The sequence below is a fragment of the Streptomyces zaomyceticus genome (genome assembly GCF_014656215.1).
GTDB lineage: Bacteria > Actinomycetota > Actinomycetes > Streptomycetales > Streptomycetaceae > Streptomyces > Streptomyces zaomyceticus.
In genome coordinates, this window is record NZ_BNBZ01000006.1 from 209,919 (window position 1) to 226,566 (window position 16,648).

General features: G+C 73.8%; 15 protein-coding genes. 9 read left to right on the plus strand and 6 right to left on the minus strand.

Features of this window, described 5'->3' with window-relative positions; genetic code table 11:
• Positions 1 to 60: 60 nt before the first annotated feature.
• The 4 genes from IE311_RS11215 (at position 61) to IE311_RS11230 (ending at position 4,132) form a co-directional block, all read left to right on the plus strand.
• A complete protein-coding gene (locus IE311_RS11215) occupies positions 61 to 1,347 on the plus strand; it encodes a DUF2306 domain-containing protein (RefSeq protein WP_229901849.1) in 1,287 nt (428 codons plus the stop codon).
• On the plus strand, positions 1,344 to 2,405 hold the full coding sequence (locus IE311_RS11220; RefSeq protein WP_189831472.1) for a hypothetical protein: 1,062 nt from the start codon (positions 1,344 to 1,346) through the stop codon (positions 2,403 to 2,405). Before IE311_RS11215 ends, IE311_RS11220 begins: the two co-directional genes overlap by 4 nt.
• A gap of 92 nt (positions 2,406 to 2,497) precedes the next feature.
• Positions 2,498 to 3,244 carry a class I SAM-dependent methyltransferase gene (locus tag IE311_RS11225; RefSeq protein WP_189831473.1) on the plus strand — a complete coding sequence of 249 codons (747 nt, stop codon included), beginning with the start codon at positions 2,498 to 2,500 and terminating at the stop codon, positions 3,242 to 3,244.
• Between the two features lie 183 nt (positions 3,245 to 3,427).
• Positions 3,428 to 4,132: an isochorismatase family protein gene (locus IE311_RS11230; RefSeq protein WP_189831474.1), complete on the plus strand. Its 705-nt coding sequence runs from the start codon at positions 3,428 to 3,430 to the stop codon at positions 4,130 to 4,132.
• Between the two features lie 313 nt (positions 4,133 to 4,445).
• On the opposite strand, the gene IE311_RS11235 is transcribed toward IE311_RS11230, so the two are convergent.
• The gene (locus IE311_RS11235) at positions 4,446 to 5,228 is read right to left on the minus strand and encodes an NADPH-dependent F420 reductase (protein ID WP_268257181.1); all 783 of its coding nucleotides are present in this window, start codon (positions 5,226 to 5,228) and stop codon (positions 4,446 to 4,448) included.
• 245 nt (positions 5,229 to 5,473) lie between these two features.
• Between IE311_RS11235 and IE311_RS11240 the strand changes: the two genes are divergently transcribed.
• The 3 genes from IE311_RS11240 (at position 5,474) to IE311_RS11250 (ending at position 6,726) form a co-directional block, all read left to right on the plus strand.
• Complete coding sequence (locus IE311_RS11240) at positions 5,474 to 5,617, plus strand: hypothetical protein (RefSeq protein WP_373313817.1); 144 nt, start codon at positions 5,474 to 5,476, stop codon at positions 5,615 to 5,617.
• A 244-nt stretch (positions 5,618 to 5,861) separates the two neighbouring features.
• Complete coding sequence (locus IE311_RS11245; protein ID WP_189831476.1) at positions 5,862 to 6,248, plus strand: STAS domain-containing protein; 387 nt, start codon at positions 5,862 to 5,864, stop codon at positions 6,246 to 6,248.
• A gap of 121 nt (positions 6,249 to 6,369) precedes the next feature.
• The gene (locus tag IE311_RS11250; protein ID WP_189831477.1) at positions 6,370 to 6,726 is read left to right on the plus strand and encodes an ArsR/SmtB family transcription factor; all 357 of its coding nucleotides are present in this window, start codon (positions 6,370 to 6,372) and stop codon (positions 6,724 to 6,726) included.
• A 22-nt stretch (positions 6,727 to 6,748) separates the two neighbouring features.
• On the opposite strand, the gene IE311_RS11255 is transcribed toward IE311_RS11250, so the two are convergent.
• The 3 genes from IE311_RS11255 to IE311_RS11265 form a co-directional block, all read right to left on the minus strand.
• A complete protein-coding gene (locus IE311_RS11255) occupies positions 6,749 to 7,300 on the minus strand; it encodes a carboxymuconolactone decarboxylase family protein (RefSeq protein WP_189831478.1) in 552 nt (183 codons plus the stop codon).
• Positions 7,301 to 7,572: 272 nt separating this feature from the next.
• Positions 7,573 to 8,439 (minus strand): GNAT family N-acetyltransferase, encoded by an 867-nt coding sequence (locus IE311_RS11260; protein ID WP_189831479.1) that lies wholly within the window; start codon positions 8,437 to 8,439, stop codon positions 7,573 to 7,575.
• 102 nt (positions 8,440 to 8,541) lie between these two features.
• Complete coding sequence (locus tag IE311_RS11265) at positions 8,542 to 9,354, minus strand: AraC family transcriptional regulator (protein ID WP_189831480.1); 813 nt, start codon at positions 9,352 to 9,354, stop codon at positions 8,542 to 8,544.
• Between the two features lie 49 nt (positions 9,355 to 9,403).
• Here IE311_RS11265 and IE311_RS11270 point away from each other — a divergent pair, with 49 nt between their 5' ends.
• The gene (locus IE311_RS11270) at positions 9,404 to 9,838 is read left to right on the plus strand and encodes a DUF2000 domain-containing protein (RefSeq protein WP_189831481.1); all 435 of its coding nucleotides are present in this window, start codon (positions 9,404 to 9,406) and stop codon (positions 9,836 to 9,838) included.
• A gap of 51 nt (positions 9,839 to 9,889) precedes the next feature.
• On the opposite strand, the gene IE311_RS11275 is transcribed toward IE311_RS11270, so the two are convergent.
• Positions 9,890 to 11,494 carry a TerD family protein gene (locus IE311_RS11275; protein WP_189831482.1) on the minus strand — a complete coding sequence of 535 codons (1,605 nt, stop codon included), beginning with the start codon at positions 11,492 to 11,494 and terminating at the stop codon, positions 9,890 to 9,892.
• 262 nt (positions 11,495 to 11,756) lie between these two features.
• On the opposite strand from IE311_RS11275, the gene IE311_RS11280 reads away from it, so the two are divergent.
• Positions 11,757 to 14,825, plus strand: a complete 3,069-nt coding sequence (locus IE311_RS11280) for a helix-turn-helix transcriptional regulator (protein ID WP_229901850.1) — start codon at positions 11,757 to 11,759, stop codon at positions 14,823 to 14,825.
• Here the strand turns inward: IE311_RS11280 and IE311_RS11285 are convergent.
• The gene (locus tag IE311_RS11285) at positions 14,807 to 16,639 is read right to left on the minus strand and encodes a serine/threonine-protein kinase (protein ID WP_373313824.1); all 1,833 of its coding nucleotides are present in this window, start codon (positions 16,637 to 16,639) and stop codon (positions 14,807 to 14,809) included. The two genes, IE311_RS11280 and IE311_RS11285, sit on opposite strands and share 19 nt — an antisense overlap.
• Between the last annotated feature and the right edge of the window lie 9 nt (positions 16,640 to 16,648).

The window sequence follows — 16,648 nt, forward strand, 5'->3', positions numbered from 1 at the left end:
ATAGTCCAGAAAGGACTATCGCGGCCGACCGGCGCCGCGGACGGTGGAGGGGGATGCGCCGTGGGACGTCCGACAAGCACGGACACGAGTACGGGCACGGGTACGGGTACGGACACGAGTGTGGGCACGGGTACGGACACGCGTACCGGCACGGGCACGGAGACCGGCAGAGGTGCGGGCAGGAGCATCACCTGGGGGCGGGTGTCCGCCGTCGCGGTGACGGTGGTCTGCCTCGTGTACGCGCCGATCGCCATGACCGAACTCTGGCCGTACGCCACCCCCGGCGCGCCCGCCATCGGCGAATGGCTCCTCGGCCGGTCCGTCTCCCCGGAGTTCGTGGCCGAGGCGGTGCGCGACCGGACGGGGCCGTACAGCCGCAGCCTGGTCCCGCTGATCGTCCACTCGGTCCTGGGCGGCCTCCTGATGCTGCTCGGTCCGGTGCAGCTCCTCTCGGCGGTGCGCCGCCGCGTCCGGCTCCACCGGATCACCGGGACGGTGTTCGCCGTCACCGTGTACGTGTCGATGGCCGGCGCGGCGCTCTACCTGCTGCGCACCCCGCCCGCGGAGGCCTTCAGCGGCGCCGCGTTCTGGATCGTCCTCGCCACCATCCTGGTGGGCACCGTCGGCAGCGTGACCTTCGGGATCCTCGCCGCCCTGCGCGGCTTCCCCGACCTGCACCAGCGCTGGCTGCTGCTCTGCTACGGCTTCCTGATGACCGCGCCGCTGCTCCGGCTGGAGTGGGGCGCGCTGCCGCCGCTCTACCCCGGCCTCCCGCTCCAGGACGTCAACCGCGTCGCGATCATGCACCTCGGCGCCCTCGTCGCCTTCGGCGCGCTCCTCGCCTCCCGGGCTCTCGACCGGCGTACCTCCGTCCCCGGCCTGACCGGGACCTGGGCCCCCGGTCCGGTTCTCGTGGCCGCCCATCTCGCGGGCGCCGCCGGCCTGGGATGGATCACGTACGCCTTTCTCGACCAGGGAACGCAGGGGCGGCGGCTGCTCGTGGCGTACCTCGTCCCGTACGCGCTGATCCACGCCGTCGTCGCCTTCCGCGCGGCCCGCGCCCGTCGGCAGGGCTCCCCCTGGGCGCGTGAGGAGTGGCGCCTGCACCTGGCCGCCCAGTGCCTGGCGCCCGCGTTCTCGGCGGTGACCGTGCCCGTCCTGGAACGGACGATGGGCCTCGACCGGCTCACCTCCCTGATCGCGGGCGTCGGCATCGGCGCCGGGATGCTCGCGTACGCGGCGATCACCGTCGTCAGCCTGCGGATCCTGCACGGCCGTGAAGTCCTGAAACGACAGCAGGAGTTCGGCGACGCACTCGGCCTCGTGGGCGAAGGAGAGCACCGATGAGCGACGACTCCTGCGGACAGAGGCCGACCACGAAGGCCGGGGCAGGGGCCGGGGCGGCGCGTCCCGCACCCGCGACGCACGCCGGGACCGCGGGCGCGGGAGCGCCCGGAGGCCGCCGGCTCTCGCCCGGCATCGTCGTCCTGAGCGGCGTCGTGGGAGGAATCAGCCTCACCACCGGCGCCCTGCTCGCCGTGACGAGTCTGTTCGGCCACGCGGCGGGCGCCTGGGTGTCGCCGGAGGCGTTGAGCCCCGGACTCATCGGCGCGGCCATGGCCGGCGTGGCCCCGGCGCTCTTCACCGTCGGCCGGGCGCGCGTCTGGGAGGACGTACGGACTCTGGTGATCCCCCTGGTGATCGTGCTCGTCGGCCTGTTCACGGTGAGCCTGCTCAACGGCGGGACGCTTCAGGCGGCCGAGGGCGGCCCCTTGTTCCTCGCCCTGTTCAGCCTGGGCTGGCTCGCCACTCTCGGACTGCTCGCCCTCGGCGCCGTGGGCTGTCTCGCCGCGCAGTACCGCACACCGGCCGGCCGGACGGGTGGAGCTCCGGACGCCTCGGTGGGCGGGGTGCCGGCCGTTCCGATGCCCGGTTGGTCGAAGCCGCCGCTCGCCGTCGTCGGCTCGGGCTGGTTCGGCATCGGTGCCGGGCTGCTGGCCTTCCCCGGCTTCTGGGGCGCCCTCGTGCCGTGGACGGTGAACCGCGCCGACGCGCAGGGACTCGGAGTGTGGGCACTCGCCCTCGGCGTCGGCGTCCTCGGCGCCCTGGCCGAGGACGACCTCACCCGCCTCCGCCCGGCGCTCCGGGCCGTCCCGGTGGTGGCCCTCTCGGCGGCGGTCGTCCTTGCCGTCCACCTGCGGACGGTCGACTGGACCTCCGGCCCGGGCATCTCTCTTCTGGCCCTGGTCACCGGCCTTTTCGCCACGGGGGTCTCGGGTCGGGCGCTGCTCTCCAGGGCCGTGCGCGGCAGCGCCGCGAGCCCGGCGATCGACCCCGGCGGGCCGGGCCCGGTCGGTTCCCCGGGCGGAAACGGAGGCCGTGCGACCACCGATCCCCGTCGTTGATCTTTGTGTCTTTCGCCAGTACGGACCCGCCGCCGGACATGGAGAGACTGCCGGTGTCCGGGGCGGAGGCGCCTCGACGGGAGGAGTGTGCGATGAGCGCGCAGGAGACGTACGACGAGATCGGTGAGGCGTTCGAGGGCTTCAAGGCCCTGCCGTTGGCCCGGTACGTGGAAGCGCCCAGCTTCCTCGGCATGGTCGGCGACGTCTCCGGCAGGAAGGTGATCGACCTGGCCTGCGGCACCGGCTTCTACAGCCGAGAGCTGAAACGGCGGGGTGCGGCGGACGTGTTCGGCGTCGACGTCTCCGGCGAGATGATCCGCGCCGCGGAAGGCATCGAACAGGCGGCCCCGCTGGGTGTGCGCTACGCGGTCGGCGACGTGGCCGAGCTGCCGTCCGCGGAGGAGCCCTTCGACCTGGCGACCGCGGTGATGCTGCTCAACTACGCGGAGAGCGTCGACGAGTTCGAGCTGATGTGTCGCAGGGTCCACGAGAGCCTGAGGAGCGGCGGGGAGTTCCTGATGCTCCACCAGACGCCGGACTTCGACTTCTCCGGACCGTCGCCGCGCCCGTACGGCTTCCTCACCGAGCTGACGGGCGAAGAGGGCGGCACGGGGCCCCGGGTGCGGATCACCGCTCTGCTCGAGGGGGCGCCGATCTCGTTCACCGCCGGCCTGGCGCGTCGCGAGGTGTTCGAGACGTGCCTGGCCAAGGCCGGGTTCAGCGAGATCACCTGGGTGCCGACCGAGGTGTCTCCCGCCGGGATCGCCGCGTACGGCGAGGACTTCTGGGCGGACTACCGGGCCAACCCGGCGTTCGAGATGCTGCGCTGCCGCGCCTGACGTCCGGGCCGCGCGTGGTGGCTCCCGGTGCGTGCGGCCCCACCCGTGCGCGACGGCTGCTGGTGCACGATGGCCCGCCCGTGCGCGACGGCCGTCGGTGCACGACGGCTCGGGTCGGGCCGGGGTGCCGCGCGTGGCCGAAATCCCGTGGCAGCGTGGGTGCGTGGGCGTGATGATGGCCGGATGACGCAGCGCGCCGGGACCACCCCACACCCCCACTCCCCGCCGGACACGGACCCGCGGGCGGATTCGCGCCCGGACCCGCACGCGGACGGGCTCTCGGACCGCCCTGCGGAACCGCATCCGCACTCCGTGGACGCCCTCATCGTCGTGGACGTGCAGTCCGCCTTCGTCACGGGTGAGGGGGCCGTGCCCGGGGCCGCCCGGCTCGTCGACCGCACGACGGACCTGCTCGCGCGGGCCCGGAGGGACGGGGCACTCGTCGTCCACCTCCAGAACGACGGACCGCCCGGCGCGGAGGACGAACCCCACACGCCCGGCTGGGAGCTCCACCACCCCGTCGCGCCCGGCCCCGCCGAGTTCGTCATCCGCAAGCCGCACGACGACGGCTTCGCGGAGACCCCGCTGGGCGGAGTGCTCACCGACGCGGGGGTGCGGGCGGTCGCCGTCTGCGGAGTGATGTCGGAGATGTGCGTGCAGGCGACGGCTCGTACGGCCCTGGCGCGCGGCTATCACGTGGTCGTGCCGCACGACGCCCATGCGACCCAGGACGTCCCGGCCGTGCCCGGGATCAGCGAGACCGTCCCGGCGGCCATGGTCTCCAGGGTCGCGGCCTACGCCCTCGGGAGCGACGCGGAGGTCACCGTCGCCGCCGCGGCCGTCACGTTCACGGTCCCCACCGGACTCGCGGTCTCCGCCGGACGCTGAGCGCCACCCGTACGGGAGGCGCTCGACGTCACCCGTACGGGCCCGGCCCGCCCGTCGCTCCGGGCGGAGCGCACGCCGGATGCGGTCCGAAAGATCCGGGCGGTCCGTGCGAGATCGACGTCGTGCGCGCCGGAGAGCCGGCGGTGGGAGACCGCGGCGACCGGCCCGACGACCAGGGCCTCGATCAGCGGCTCGGGGGTCGGCGCGATCTCGCCCGCCTCGACGAACGGCCGCATCCACGCCTCGATCGCGGCGAGAAGCGGCGTCCTGGCCGCTCGGGTGCGGTCGGTCGCGCGGCCCGGTGGGGCGCCGGTCAGCCCCGGAAGCCCTCGGGGCGCTCGGGGGAGGCCTCGGAGAGGGCCTTCGTCACGGCGTCCACGCCCTCCCGGAGGCCGTAGACGGGAGTGTCCGGCTGCTGGCGCCAGGAGTCGTCGATCCCGCCCGCGTCCACGGTGTCGAAGCCCAGCTCGTCGATGAGGAGCCGTACCTTCTCCTTCGCCGCCGCGTCGTCCCCGGCCACGGGCAGGGCGAGCCGCTCCGGGTCGCCGGCCGGGCGAGGCCTGTCCAGGATGTCCTGCGCGTAGGTGCCGTTGAAGGCCTTGATCACCGGGTGGCCGATCCGGCGCTCGGTCCAGCGGCTCTCGGTCAGACCGTCGTCCTCGATCGCGTCGATGCGGCCGTCGCGCTCACGCGGGTAGTAGTTGCCGGTGTCGATGACGGCGAAGCCTTCCGCGGCACCGTCGAGAAGTCCGGCCGGAAGGTCCGGGACGTTCTTCAGCGGGACCGTCACGACGACGATCTCGGCGCCCCGCGCGGCCTCGGCGGCCGTGACCGCGGTGGCTCCCGTCTCCTGGGCCAGTGCGGTGAGGGTCTCCGGGCCGCGGGAGTTGGCCACGGACACGTCGTGGCCGAGGGCGGTGAGGCGGCGCGTCAGATTGCCGCCGATGTTGCCGGCGCCGATGATGCCGATCTTCATGGTGGTTCCTTCTGTCTGTTCCGGCTGTATGTTCCGGCCCGCTGTCCGGTCGTCCACGTGCCCTGCGGTGGCTGTCCGTTCAGGCCCTGACGACGACTTCAACGGCGGCTGCTCCGCCATCCTTCCCGGGCGTTCGTCGCCGCGGTCGGTTCCTTCTCACACCCCTCGAAGGTTGACAATCGGAGGGTGTCTCCGTTTATGAGGTGGGGCTCGGGGGCCTCCGGGTGCGAGTGGCCGGACGCCTCGGTGAGTCGGATGATCGGCAAATTGCACAATTTTGCAATTCGATACATCCTGGTCGGGCCGAGCCCGTGGGAAGCCCCGGGCGCGACGCTCCACCCGCGCCCCGCCCCGGAGGACTCACCGTGCCGGTCCCGCTGCACCAGGCCAAGGCCGAGTCCTTCCGCATGCCGGGCCGTCCCGTACGCATACGGGTCCCGGAACCGCTCCGGACCGGGCCGACACCCGTACGTGAGCCGCTCGCGCGGATCGAGGTCGCGGCCCGATGAACGGGGCGGCGAGCGGCGGGCGAGGCGCTGAGTCCCAGGGGGTCGTCGCCATGCGCGCCCCTCACGCCCTGCGCAACCCGCTCGGCCCGCGTGTCACGCTCGGTCCCTGTGTACCCCGCGACCCCCGTGCTCGCGGCTGCTCGCCGTTGTCCGCCGGGGGTGCCGCCGTCGCCACCCCCGGTGCAGTCCTGCCGCCCACCCGACCTGCCGCAGTGATCGCCGTACGAGAAGGATGACGACGCACATGACCATCGAATGGCGCTACACCGTCCAGCAGGACCTGGGCGTACTGTCCCTGGCCGGTTTCCTCGGAGCCGACGCCGTGGGGCGGTTCACCGGGGCCGTGGGATGGGCGGTCGCGCGGGGCACGGGACCGGTCGTGCTCGATCTGACCCGGCTGCGGGGCTGGTCGGTGGGCGGACAGCTCGCCGTCGCCGAGGCGGCCCTCCGGCTGCGGGCCGCCGGACGGGTGCTCGAACTGGCCGCCATCCCCGCCGACGGCTCTCTCGTCCCGGCCGGCGACGGGACCCCGGTCCAGGTCCACCACGACCTGGCCGCCGCGCTCGCCGCGCACCAGGACGCGGGCGCGGAGCAGCGGGCCTGGCGCAGCGACGCGTGGCCGACGGCCTGAGCCTTCGCCCTCGGTGCCGCGCGGGCGTGGGACGTCGGGCGCCCGCGCTTCCCAGGAGCCTTACCGGCCGGGCGAGTTGCGGTCGCGGCCGGACGGTGACGCGACGCGCGGGCTGGGTGCGATGAGCGCGCCGCTCTACCGACTGAAGGCGGAGTTCTTCAAGACACTGGGTCATCCCGTCCGCATCCGCGTCCTGGAGCTGCTGAGCGAACGCGGGCACGGGGTCGCCGAGATGCTTCGCGACACCTGCGTCGAACCGGCCTGTCTCTCCCAGCAGTTGGCCGTGCTGCGCCGGGCGAACCTGGTCGTCGCCCGGCGCGAGGGCACGGCCGTGCACTACGCGCTGACGAGCCCGCAGGTGGCCGAACTGCTCCGCATCGCCCGCGTCATACTCTCCGGAGTCCTCGCGAACCAGGTGGAACTGCCGGCGGACCTCCGTGCGCCCGTGCCCCCGGAGCAGGCTCCCCGGCGCGACTGAATCCCCGCCCCGGGCCTCGCCGTCACGGCCCGTCCCGGCCCGCCCGGTCCCCGCCGGCCGGCTGGATGCCGGCCAGCAGGTTGAAGGCTCCCGTGAGCAGGTTGAGGGCGACCACGCCCACCACCTCCGCGATCACCCGGTCGCTCCAGCCGTGTGCCCGTACCTCGGCGACGTCCTCGTCGGACAGGGCGCCCGGTTCGGCGAGGACCCGCAGCGCCAGGCCGATCAGCGCGGCCTCGCGCGGATCGGTCGACGTGCCCTGGCGGGCCAGTTCCATGTCGGTCTCGCTCAGGCCCGCCGCGCGGCCGGCCTCCCGATGGGACTCGCGGCAGGTGCCGCAGCCGATCCACTCCTGGACCGCGAGCGACAGCTTCTCGCTCAGGGCGCGCGGGATCTTCACCCGCTTCATCGCCCGGGACAGGTTCAGATAGCCGTCGAGCACGGCCGGCGAGTGCGCCATGGTCGACACCATCTCGCCGGCGGAGCCGTGTCGCCGGACGATGTCCCCCAACAGCTCACCCGCCCGGCCCGGCGCCTGCTCGGGGGTGAGCGCGGTCAGTCTCCTCGTGGTCATGAACCCTCCTCGTTATACCCGTGGGGGGTATAACGAGGAGGGGTTGAAAGAGGTTCCTCGGCGACTGAGGTGGACGGCCGCGGCGCCGGGATTTCTGATCAGCACGCGCGGGGATGGTGGTGGCGATCCGGTGCCGGCGTAGCTCGGCGCGGGTACCACGACGAATCATCCGACCATCATCGAATCCCGACCTACCCCACGTCCTCAAAGGGCGTTCGGGCCCAGCCAGGGTCAGCGACGCGACCTCACCGATGCCGACCGTCTGATCATTTTCAGGCGGCTCGGCTGACGTCCAGCCGTTCGGACGACGGCTCGTAGCCGGCCGCCTTGTAGGCGGCGACGGCGGCAGCGTTCGAGGTCGGGGTGCTGACGAGCGCGCTTGACGCACCCAGTTCACGCAGCGCCGCCGCAGCGGCGAGGCTGATCGCCGTCCCGTAGCCGCGACCGCGATGGTCGGCGTGCACACCCACCGGCTCCAGCAGGCCGGGCTTGCCGGGCCCGGCCGACCAGACCGTCGCCGCGGCCACCGCGTTGTCCTGGTCGTCGTAGCCGATCAGGCAGCGGGCGTCGGCGTAGACCGGCCCGGCCGCGAGGACGTGCCAGATCTCCTCGGTGAACGCCGGGCTGCCGAACGCCGAGCGGTGCACTGCGGTCCGCACCCCCGCCGTCTCCGGGCCGGCCACCTCGATCCGCAGGCCGGAGTCCTTCACCGGCTGGGCGAGGTCGTGGCGCAGCGGAGTCCACGGCTCGTCCGGAACCCAGCCCGCCTCCAACATGACCTCGCGGAGCAGGGCGCCGTCGGGGATTTCGATGCCGACTTTCCCGGGCGGCAGGACCCCGCGCTCCGGATCACCGAGGTCCGCCAGCAGCCGGCGCGCCAGATCACCGTCCTGTCGTAGATCCGGCGCGGTCGTCAGGCGCAGCACATCGGGGTCGTCCAGGTATCCGACGGCAATGATCCGGCCGTCCACGCTCCAGGTGCGGACGGCCGCGGCCAGCCTCTCCGCGCCCAGCGCCCAGGCCCAGCCGAGGTCTCCCGGATGGAGTTGCAGCGGCGTGCGGTCGTCCTGCCATACGCGGAGGGCATCCACGACCCCGGTCAGCCCATCGACGCCGGGCTCGTTCAGAACGATCGTCATGTCCCGCATCTCACACCATCGCCGCGACCGGCCGCACCTGGATTTCCTCAGCCGGCCAGATCGACAGGACATGCCCCGGGCGCTCGGCGATACGACGACTCGTCAACTCGTCGCATCGCCCCCGCGCTGCCGTGCGAAGCGCCCGGGCGTCGTGCCCACGAGCCGCTTGAACGAGCGGTTCAGGTGCGACTGGTCGTAGAAGCCCGTGGCCGCCGCCACCTCCCCGGGCGGCAGCCCGTCGAGCAGCAGACGTCGGGCCCGGTCGAGTCGGCGGGCCGTCAGATACTGGTGCGGCGCGATACCGAACTCGCCGCTGAACGCCCGTACCAGATGGGTGGGGTGGGCGTGCAGGAGCCGCGCGGCCTCGTCCAGGGTCACCCCCGGGAGCAGCCGCTCGTCGAGGAGCTCGCGCAGGCCGTGGGCCAGCCCGGGAGCGGCCGGCCGCTCCCGGCCGGCCGACCGGGGGCGCAGGTGGGTGCGCAGTCGTTCCCGGATGAGGGTGAGGCGGCTCTGCGCCTCCAGTTCGCCGCCCCGGTCGGCCAGGGCCGTGTGCAGCTGCCCCACGCGTCGGCGCAGCAGCGGATCGACGAGATCGGGTCCGTCCACCGCGGCGCCGATGAAGCTCTCGTCGAGCTGGGTCAGGTCCAGATAGAGCACCCGCTTGCGGAACCCGTGCGGAGTGGCGGGCGAGCCGTTGTGCGGCACCTGCGGGGGAAGCAGGGACACCGTGTCGCCCGGGGTGCCGTGCTCGCGCCGGTTCAGGTCGTAGCGGACGGCGCCGTCGTCGACGATCAGCAGGGTCCACACGTCATGGACGTGCATCGGGTACGCGTGCGCGGTGAAGTGGGCGTGGAAGACCTCCACCACTCCCGGGATCCGCGGGCGCCACGCCGAAACCTCCTGCCGGGCCACCATGCAAGGAATGTACAAGACGTCCGGGCGCGCCCGTCGGCAGTCTCGGAGCATGACGACCACCGACACCGCCCCCGTACGCTTCGACACCAAGATCGCCGTACTCCTGCGGGAGGACCTGGAGACCTGGCAGCGGCTGAACGTCACCGCGTTCCTGGTCAGCGGCCTCGGCTCCGAGGTGCCCGAGGTGATCGGCGGACCGTACGCCGACGCCGACGGCACCCCGTACCTCCCGATGTTCCGGCAGCCCGTCCTGGTCTTCGAGGGCACGAAGGAGACCCTGACCGCGGCGCACGCGCGCGTGCTCTCCCGCGGGCTTCCGAGGGCGCTCTTCACGACCGACCTCTTCACCACCGGCAACGACCGGGACAACCGTGCCGCGGTACGGGCCGTGGGGCGCGACCTGCTGGATCTGGCGGGCCTCGCCGTGTACGGACCGCGCAACGCGGTCGACAAGGTGCTGAAGGGCGCACGGATGCACCCCTGATCCCCGGGGGGCGAGGCCCTCGTCCACCAGCCTCGACGAACGCCCCGCCCCCTAGGACCTGCCGAAGCGTCGCCAGAAACCGGAGCGCTTCTCCCGGGGCAGGACGCTTCCGGAGGGACGGACCTCCAGCGACCAGTCGCCCGCGGCGTCGACGACCCCCACGAGCAGCGGCCCCGCAGGCAACTCCCGCGCGTCCTTGGGGTTCCGGCCGTACTCGCTCGCCAGTGTGACCGGGTACCTGGCGGGGGCGCCGGGGCGATGCGGCTTGTACCCCTCCACACGCAGGGACCCGTCCGCTGCCGTCGGACGCAGACGGGAGAGCAGCTCGCCTGCGGGGCCGGTGTGAAGCAGCACCTCGGAGCCCCGGCCGGTGGCCGCACCTCCAAGTTCGCGCACCGCGCTCACGGGACGGATCACGATCGTCCACTCGTCGGGGTCGCCGTAGTTGGTGCAGTCGACGCGGAAGCGCAACGGGTACAGGCTGTCGCACCACATCGCGCGCTGCTCGAACCGGTGGGAGGTGGCCGAGCCTCCGAGGCCGATGGCATCCCTGCCGTTCCAGTCGATGGAGGTCAGGCCGAAGAGGCCCTTGCCGGTCCTGGCGAATTCGACCAGGACGTAGCCGGGCGGCGGCGTCGTGTCCATGGTGAACTTGGCGCTGCCGCGCCCGCTGTACACGATGTCGTCGAACTCCCCGCCGAGGATCCCTGCGGCGGCGACCGCCTCGGGTGAGGGTGCGGGCGAGGGAACCACCGGGATCGCTCCGGGCCCCCGGGACGGGGCGCGGGGCGAGGTCCTGTCCGAGCTCGACGGCTGGGACCGGGCTTCGGCCCGGGTGTCGGACATTGTCTCGGCCTGAGCCTGAGCCTGATCCTGGGCCTGGCCGACCGCATGCGGAGCGTGCGAGCCCCGGCCGTTCGCCGGTCCCTGTCCCGGCCCCTGGGGCGACCCCGAGCCCGACCCCCACCCCGACCCCGATTCCGCCCCCGAAGGCGAGCCCTGCCCGTGCTCCGTGTCGGGAGTCGCCCCCAGGGACGCGGACTTGCCGACGGCCCCGCGTGGAAGCGGCACCGGACCGGCCGGGCCCGCGGACTTGCCCACCGCCCCCTGCGGAAGCTCCGGCGGAGCCGGACCGCGCAGTGGCGGGGCCGCGGCAGACGTCTGCCCCGGCACCGGCACGGAGATGCCGAAGTCCTCCGCCAGAGCCCCGAGCCCCGCGTCGTAACCCTCGCCCACCGCGCGGAACTTCCAGCCGCCGTCGCGCCGGTAGTACTCGCCGAGGACGAGCGCCGTCTCGCTGGTGGCGTCGTCGATCTCGTACAGGGCGAGTCGCTCCCCGGTCGAGGCGTCCGACGTCCGCACCGACAGGCCGGGCACCCGCCCGAGCGTGCCGTTGTGGCCGACGGCGACGATCACGATGCGCCGGACGTCCGCTCCGACCCGCTCGGTGTCGAGGTCCAGCCGGTCCGCGGACCGGTCGTCCACGGTGCCGGCCCGTTCCAGGACCAGGTGCCCGACGGCCCCGCCGGTGGAGTCCAGGAACAGCGCGGAGGCCTCCACCTCCGGCACCCCGTCGCCGGCCGCCCGCCGGACGACCTCGATCCGCCACGCCTGCCCGGGGATGAGCAGGTTCTCCCCCTTGATGATCTGCGTCACCGCGTCATGCTGGCACGCCACTCCCGGGCAGGTCCACGGCCGGCCGCGGCGAAACGGGACGCGGCCGCGACACCGCGCACGCCGCCACGCCGGACACCGGGTTCGCCGAGGAGCGGGGGACGGATCACCGTGATCGCCATCAGGACCTCGCCACCGTTGACGCCGGTGTCGGTGGCGTGCCGTACAACTGAGAGCGGGGAGAGCCGACCGAGAACGCCAAGTACGACCGCGCAACAGCGTGACCGCACGACAGCATGACCGCATGACTGCACGAGGGGGACTGCAGGTGGACACTTTCGCGGACGCGGGCCTGGGGAGCGTCGACCGCGCGCCCCTTGTCGGGCGCGCCCAGGAGCTCGACCGGCTCGACGGGCTGCTGCGCCACCGGCGTGAGGGAACGGGCCCGGCGGCCGTGGACGTCACGGGAGAGCCGGGCATCGGCAAGACCCGGCTCCTCACCGAGTTCGCGGTACGGGCCCGGCGGCACGGGGTGACGGTCCTGCGCGGTCGGGCCGGACCCGCCGAGCCGGACTCCGGCCCGCCCGTCCAGGCCTTCGTCGACTCCTTCGCCGACCTGGACCACCGGGACCGTGCCCTGTCCCCGGCCCTCGCCGCCCTTGCGGAACTCGTCGAATCGCCCTGGCCGGTGCCCGCCGCGGGGGACACATGGGACGGCCCGGGCACGGGCGTGGGGCGTCGGGCCGACCGTGTGCGGCACATCGCGGCGGCGCTCGGCCGGGTTCCGGCGCCTGGGCTGGTGCTCGTTCTCGACGACTTCCACAGAGCCGACCCCGCCTCGGTCGCGCTCGTCGACCACCTTCTCCGGCATCCCCTCCGCGCACCCGTCCTCCTGGTCCTGGCCCGCCGCGAACGTCAGACCCCGCCCGTCCTCGCCCCGGTCCTCGCCCGTGCCGCCGACTCGGGGGACCTCGCCCGGCTCGCCCTCGGCCCGTTGACGGCGGAGGACTGCGCGGCGGGGCTCGTCCCCGGGCTGGCGCCCGGCCTCGCGCGGGAGATCCACGCCGCCGGACTCGGCAACCCGCTCTACCACCGGGCCCTCGCGCACGCCCGTACGCGCGGGGGCCAGGCGCCCGGCACGGGGCCGGTGGCGATGGTCCTCGACGAGCTCGCCCCGCTCACCGAGGCGGAGAGGGCGGTCGTCGAGGCCCTCGCCGTGCTCGACGGGCGTGCGACGGCCGAGCTGCTCACCGCCGTCGCACGCTCGCGGAGCACCGCACATCCGGCCGACCGGGTGGCCGTGGACGAGATTCTGGGAGAACTGGCCCGCCGTGACCTCGTCCGGCACGAAGAGGACGGGCGTGTCCTGGTGCTGCGCCACCCGGCGCTGCCGGAACTCGTCCGGGGCACGCTCGATCCGTGGCGGCGCCGTGAGCTGCACGGGTGGGCGGCCGCTGCCCTCGCCGAGGCCGGGGCGCCGGTGACGGAGCGTGCGCCGCATCTCGTGCGGGCCACCACCTCCTGGGACGCGGCCGTCGCCGCCGAACTGGTCGAGGCCGCCGAGCGGATCGGCGCGGCCGACCCGGCCTGCGCCGCGCACTGGTTGGCGGCCGTCCTCGCCCTGCTTCCCGACTCACCCGAGCATCTCGCCACCCGGCACGACCTGATGCTCCGGCAGGCCCAGGCGCTCGGGTCGGCGGGCCGCGTGGCGGAGAGCAGGGATCTCCTCCACCGGCTCATCGACGCCTGCCGCCCCGGCGGGCGTGAGCAGAGACAGGGGGCCACGGGTTTCGACGCCACCGACACCACGACGGACACGACGGGCGCAGCAGACACGACGGGCACAGCCGGCACGACGGACACGGCTGACGCGACGGACACGGCTGAACTGCGGACCTCCGCCGTCCTGCTCTGCGCCTTCATGGAACGCCACCTCGGCCGCTACCCGGAGGCGGACGCCCTGCTCCGCCGGGAGCTGGAGCGAACCCCCGGGCCCCGCCCCGACCTGCGGACCTGGCTCGTCGTTGAGTGGGGCTGCCGGGCTCTCTTCGCCGCCCGGTACCCCGAGGTCCGGTCCGTGGTCGCCCGGACCCTCGACGAGGCGCGGCGGCGGCGCGACGAAGCGGGCACGGCGGAGACCCTCACCCTGGCCGCGCTCGGGGAGGCGTACGAGGGCGAGACCGCCACCGCCCGCGTCCACGCGACCGGGGCGGCCGCCCTCACGGACTCCTTCACCGACGGTGAACTGGCCGACCACGCCGAGTCGTTGGTACGGCTCGGCTGGACCGAGGTCTTCCTGGAGGAGTACGGCAGTGCCGAGCGCCACGCCACCCGGGGCATCGCGATGGCGCGCCGCGCCGGGCGGCCGTTCGCGCTGTCGCAGCTCCTTCTCTGCTCGGCGTACGTCCACTTCCTGACCGGGAGGGTCGGCACCGCGCTCGGCATGGCCGAGGAGTCCCTCGACGTCGCCCGCACCCTGGGCGGCGCCGAACTCCTCGGCTTCAGCGGCGCACTCCGGGCCGCCGTCCTCCTCCACGCCCGGCCCCTCGGTGACCCCGAGGCACTGGCCGCGGCCGAAGAGGCCGTGGCCACGCTGGGAACGGCCGAGGGCTGGTGGGCCACCCAGGCCCGAGGCCTCCTCGGCTTCGTCGTACCGCTCGGCCGGGATCCGCACCGGGTGCGTGAAGTGCTCGTACGGGCGGGCGGCGACCGGGACCTCTCGCGGCTCCAGCCCTCGTTGCGCCCCCAGTATCTCGAACTCCTCGCGGGCGCGGCCCTCGCCGTCGGAGACCGCACGGAGGCCGAGCGGGTCGCCCGCAGGGCCCTGGCGGAGGCGGAGCCGCTCGGTCTGCCGGTCCAGCGTTCCGCCGCACTGCGGGCCTGGGGGCAGGTCCTCGCCCAGCGGGGCGAATCGGCCGCCGCCGCGCGGGCGTTCACCGACGCGGCAAGGGAGAGCGCCCGTTCCGGGGCCACGCTGCGCGAGGCGCAGAGCCTGCTGCTCGCCGCCCCGATGACCCGTGCGCTGGGCGACGCGTCCCGGGCCGCCGCCCAGTGGCGCAGGGGTCGCCGGCTGGCTGTCGAGGGCGGTGCCCGCCTGCTGGTGGACGTGGCCGACCGCACCCGGCCGGCCACGCCGGACGGCGTCCCCGGGGGACGGCTCGCCGTCCTCACCCCGCGCGAACGCGAGATCTCGGTCCTGGTCGCCGAAGGTCTCACCAACCAGGCCGTGGCCGACCGGCTCTGTCTGAGCCCCCGCACGGTCGAGAGCCATGTCGCCCGGGTCTACCGCAAGACGGGTGTGGAGACCCGGGCCGCACTCGCCTCCCTGGTGGTCAGGGACGGGGTCGGTGACGGTCAGACCTTGCGGGGATAGGTGGCGGTCACCCGGCCCTTCGCGTCGGCGTTCAGGTAGGCGCTGCCGTACGAGTCGGACAGATAGATGCTCATTCCCGGCTTGCTCCCGAAAATCGAGGAGCCGGGGGTGAGGACGAGGTAGCGACTGGTCGGCTCGTCGACGCCCAGCTCCTTGTCCGCGCGCTTCATCAGGGCGGGCAGGGCGTCCCAGGCGAAGTCGTTGAGGTCGCTCGGGAGGGCGCCGGGGAAGGCGGTGCCGGATCCCTGCCGGACGGCCACGTCCTCGCCCCGGTAGATGTAACGGTCGTACAGCTTGGTGCTGCCCTTGACGAGCGATTCGGAGACGGCGTAGTCCGGGTACACGACGAAGCCGGTCACTCGCGTCCCGCCCGAGGCCGCCTTGATCGCGGCGATGGCGGCCCGGACACCGGCGGGAGTCAGCAGATCGCGCTCCACCGGATCCGCCGCGTCCGTGGCCGTGGCCGTCACCGTCGTCGTCGGAGTCTTCGAGGGTGTGGGCCGCAGAGCGGCCGGACCCTGTTGCGAGGGCGCCTTGCTCGGCCCGCTGCCCGGGTCGGAGGGGCGCCAGTCCCAGGACAGGGCGGCGACGGGAATGCCGACGGCGAGCACCACCACGGCGGCGGAGCCCAGGAACCGTGCGGTACGGCTCCGCCGACGCCCCCCGGCGGTCCGCCCCGGAGCGCCTGCCGCCGGAGTCGGAGCAGTGGCCGGCGGCACCGCGGAACCCAAACCGAAACCAGAATCAGAAGCAGGACCGAAACCAGAACCGGAAGCAGGACCGAAACCAGAACCTGAAGCTGAACCTGAACGCGGATCAGAACCAGAAGGGGCACCGGAAGTCGTGGGGTAAGCCGCGGCGGAAGCCGGGACCGCCGAGGCCGCGGCCGACGGCGGTGCCAGCTGGAACGAGGTCACGTCTCCCCGGTCCTTCGCCGTCCCCGTGACCTGTTCACCCGCCGCCGGGCCCGTCCCGCTCGCCGGGCCCGGCGCCAGGTCCCGTACGGATCCCGCGTCCTGCGGGGGAACCGGGAGCGCGGCCGGGTCCGGCGACACGACGGCCGCGAGAGCGCGGTCGAGCTCCGACGCGTCCGGCCGGGCGGCGGGATCCCGTACGAGCAGGCGGCTCAGTACGCCCGTCAGTTCCCCGGCACGCCGCGGGGGCGGAACGTCGTCGGAGAGAACGGCCGCCAGCGTCGCCAGGGTGTTCTCCCGGCGCAGCGGGTGGTGCCCCTCGACCGCCACGTACATGAGCATGCCGAGCGACCACAGGTCGGAGGCCGGACCGCTGCCCCCTCCGCCGCGGATCCGCTCGGGCGCCATGTAGTCCGGCGAGCCGATGATCGAGCCCGAGGCGGTCAGGACGGTGGACTCCTGGACGGCGGCGATGCCGAAGTCGGTCAGCACCGGGCGCCCGTCGGGGCGCAGCAGCACGTTGGCCGGCTTCACGTCGCGGTGCTCGATGTTCCGCTCGTGCGCGGCGCGCAGGGCGGAGAGCAGTTCGCGGCCGATCGCCGCGGCCTCGACGGGGGTCATCGTGCCGCGGTCGAGCCGGTCCTGGAGGGATCCTCCGGTGACCAGCTCCATCACGAGCCACGGGTAGGTTCCCTCGCCGGCGTCGACGATGTGATGGATGGTCACCACGTTGGGGTGGTCGATTTGGGCGAGCGAGCGCGCTTCGCGCAGGACGCGCGCACGCAGGGTCCTGGCCCCCTCGACGTCGTGCTCGGCCAGCGCGGGGTCCGGCGGGCGCACCTCCTTGAGCGCCACGTCACGGTGGAGGGCCAGGTCGCGGGCGCGCCAGACCGTACCCATACCGCCGCC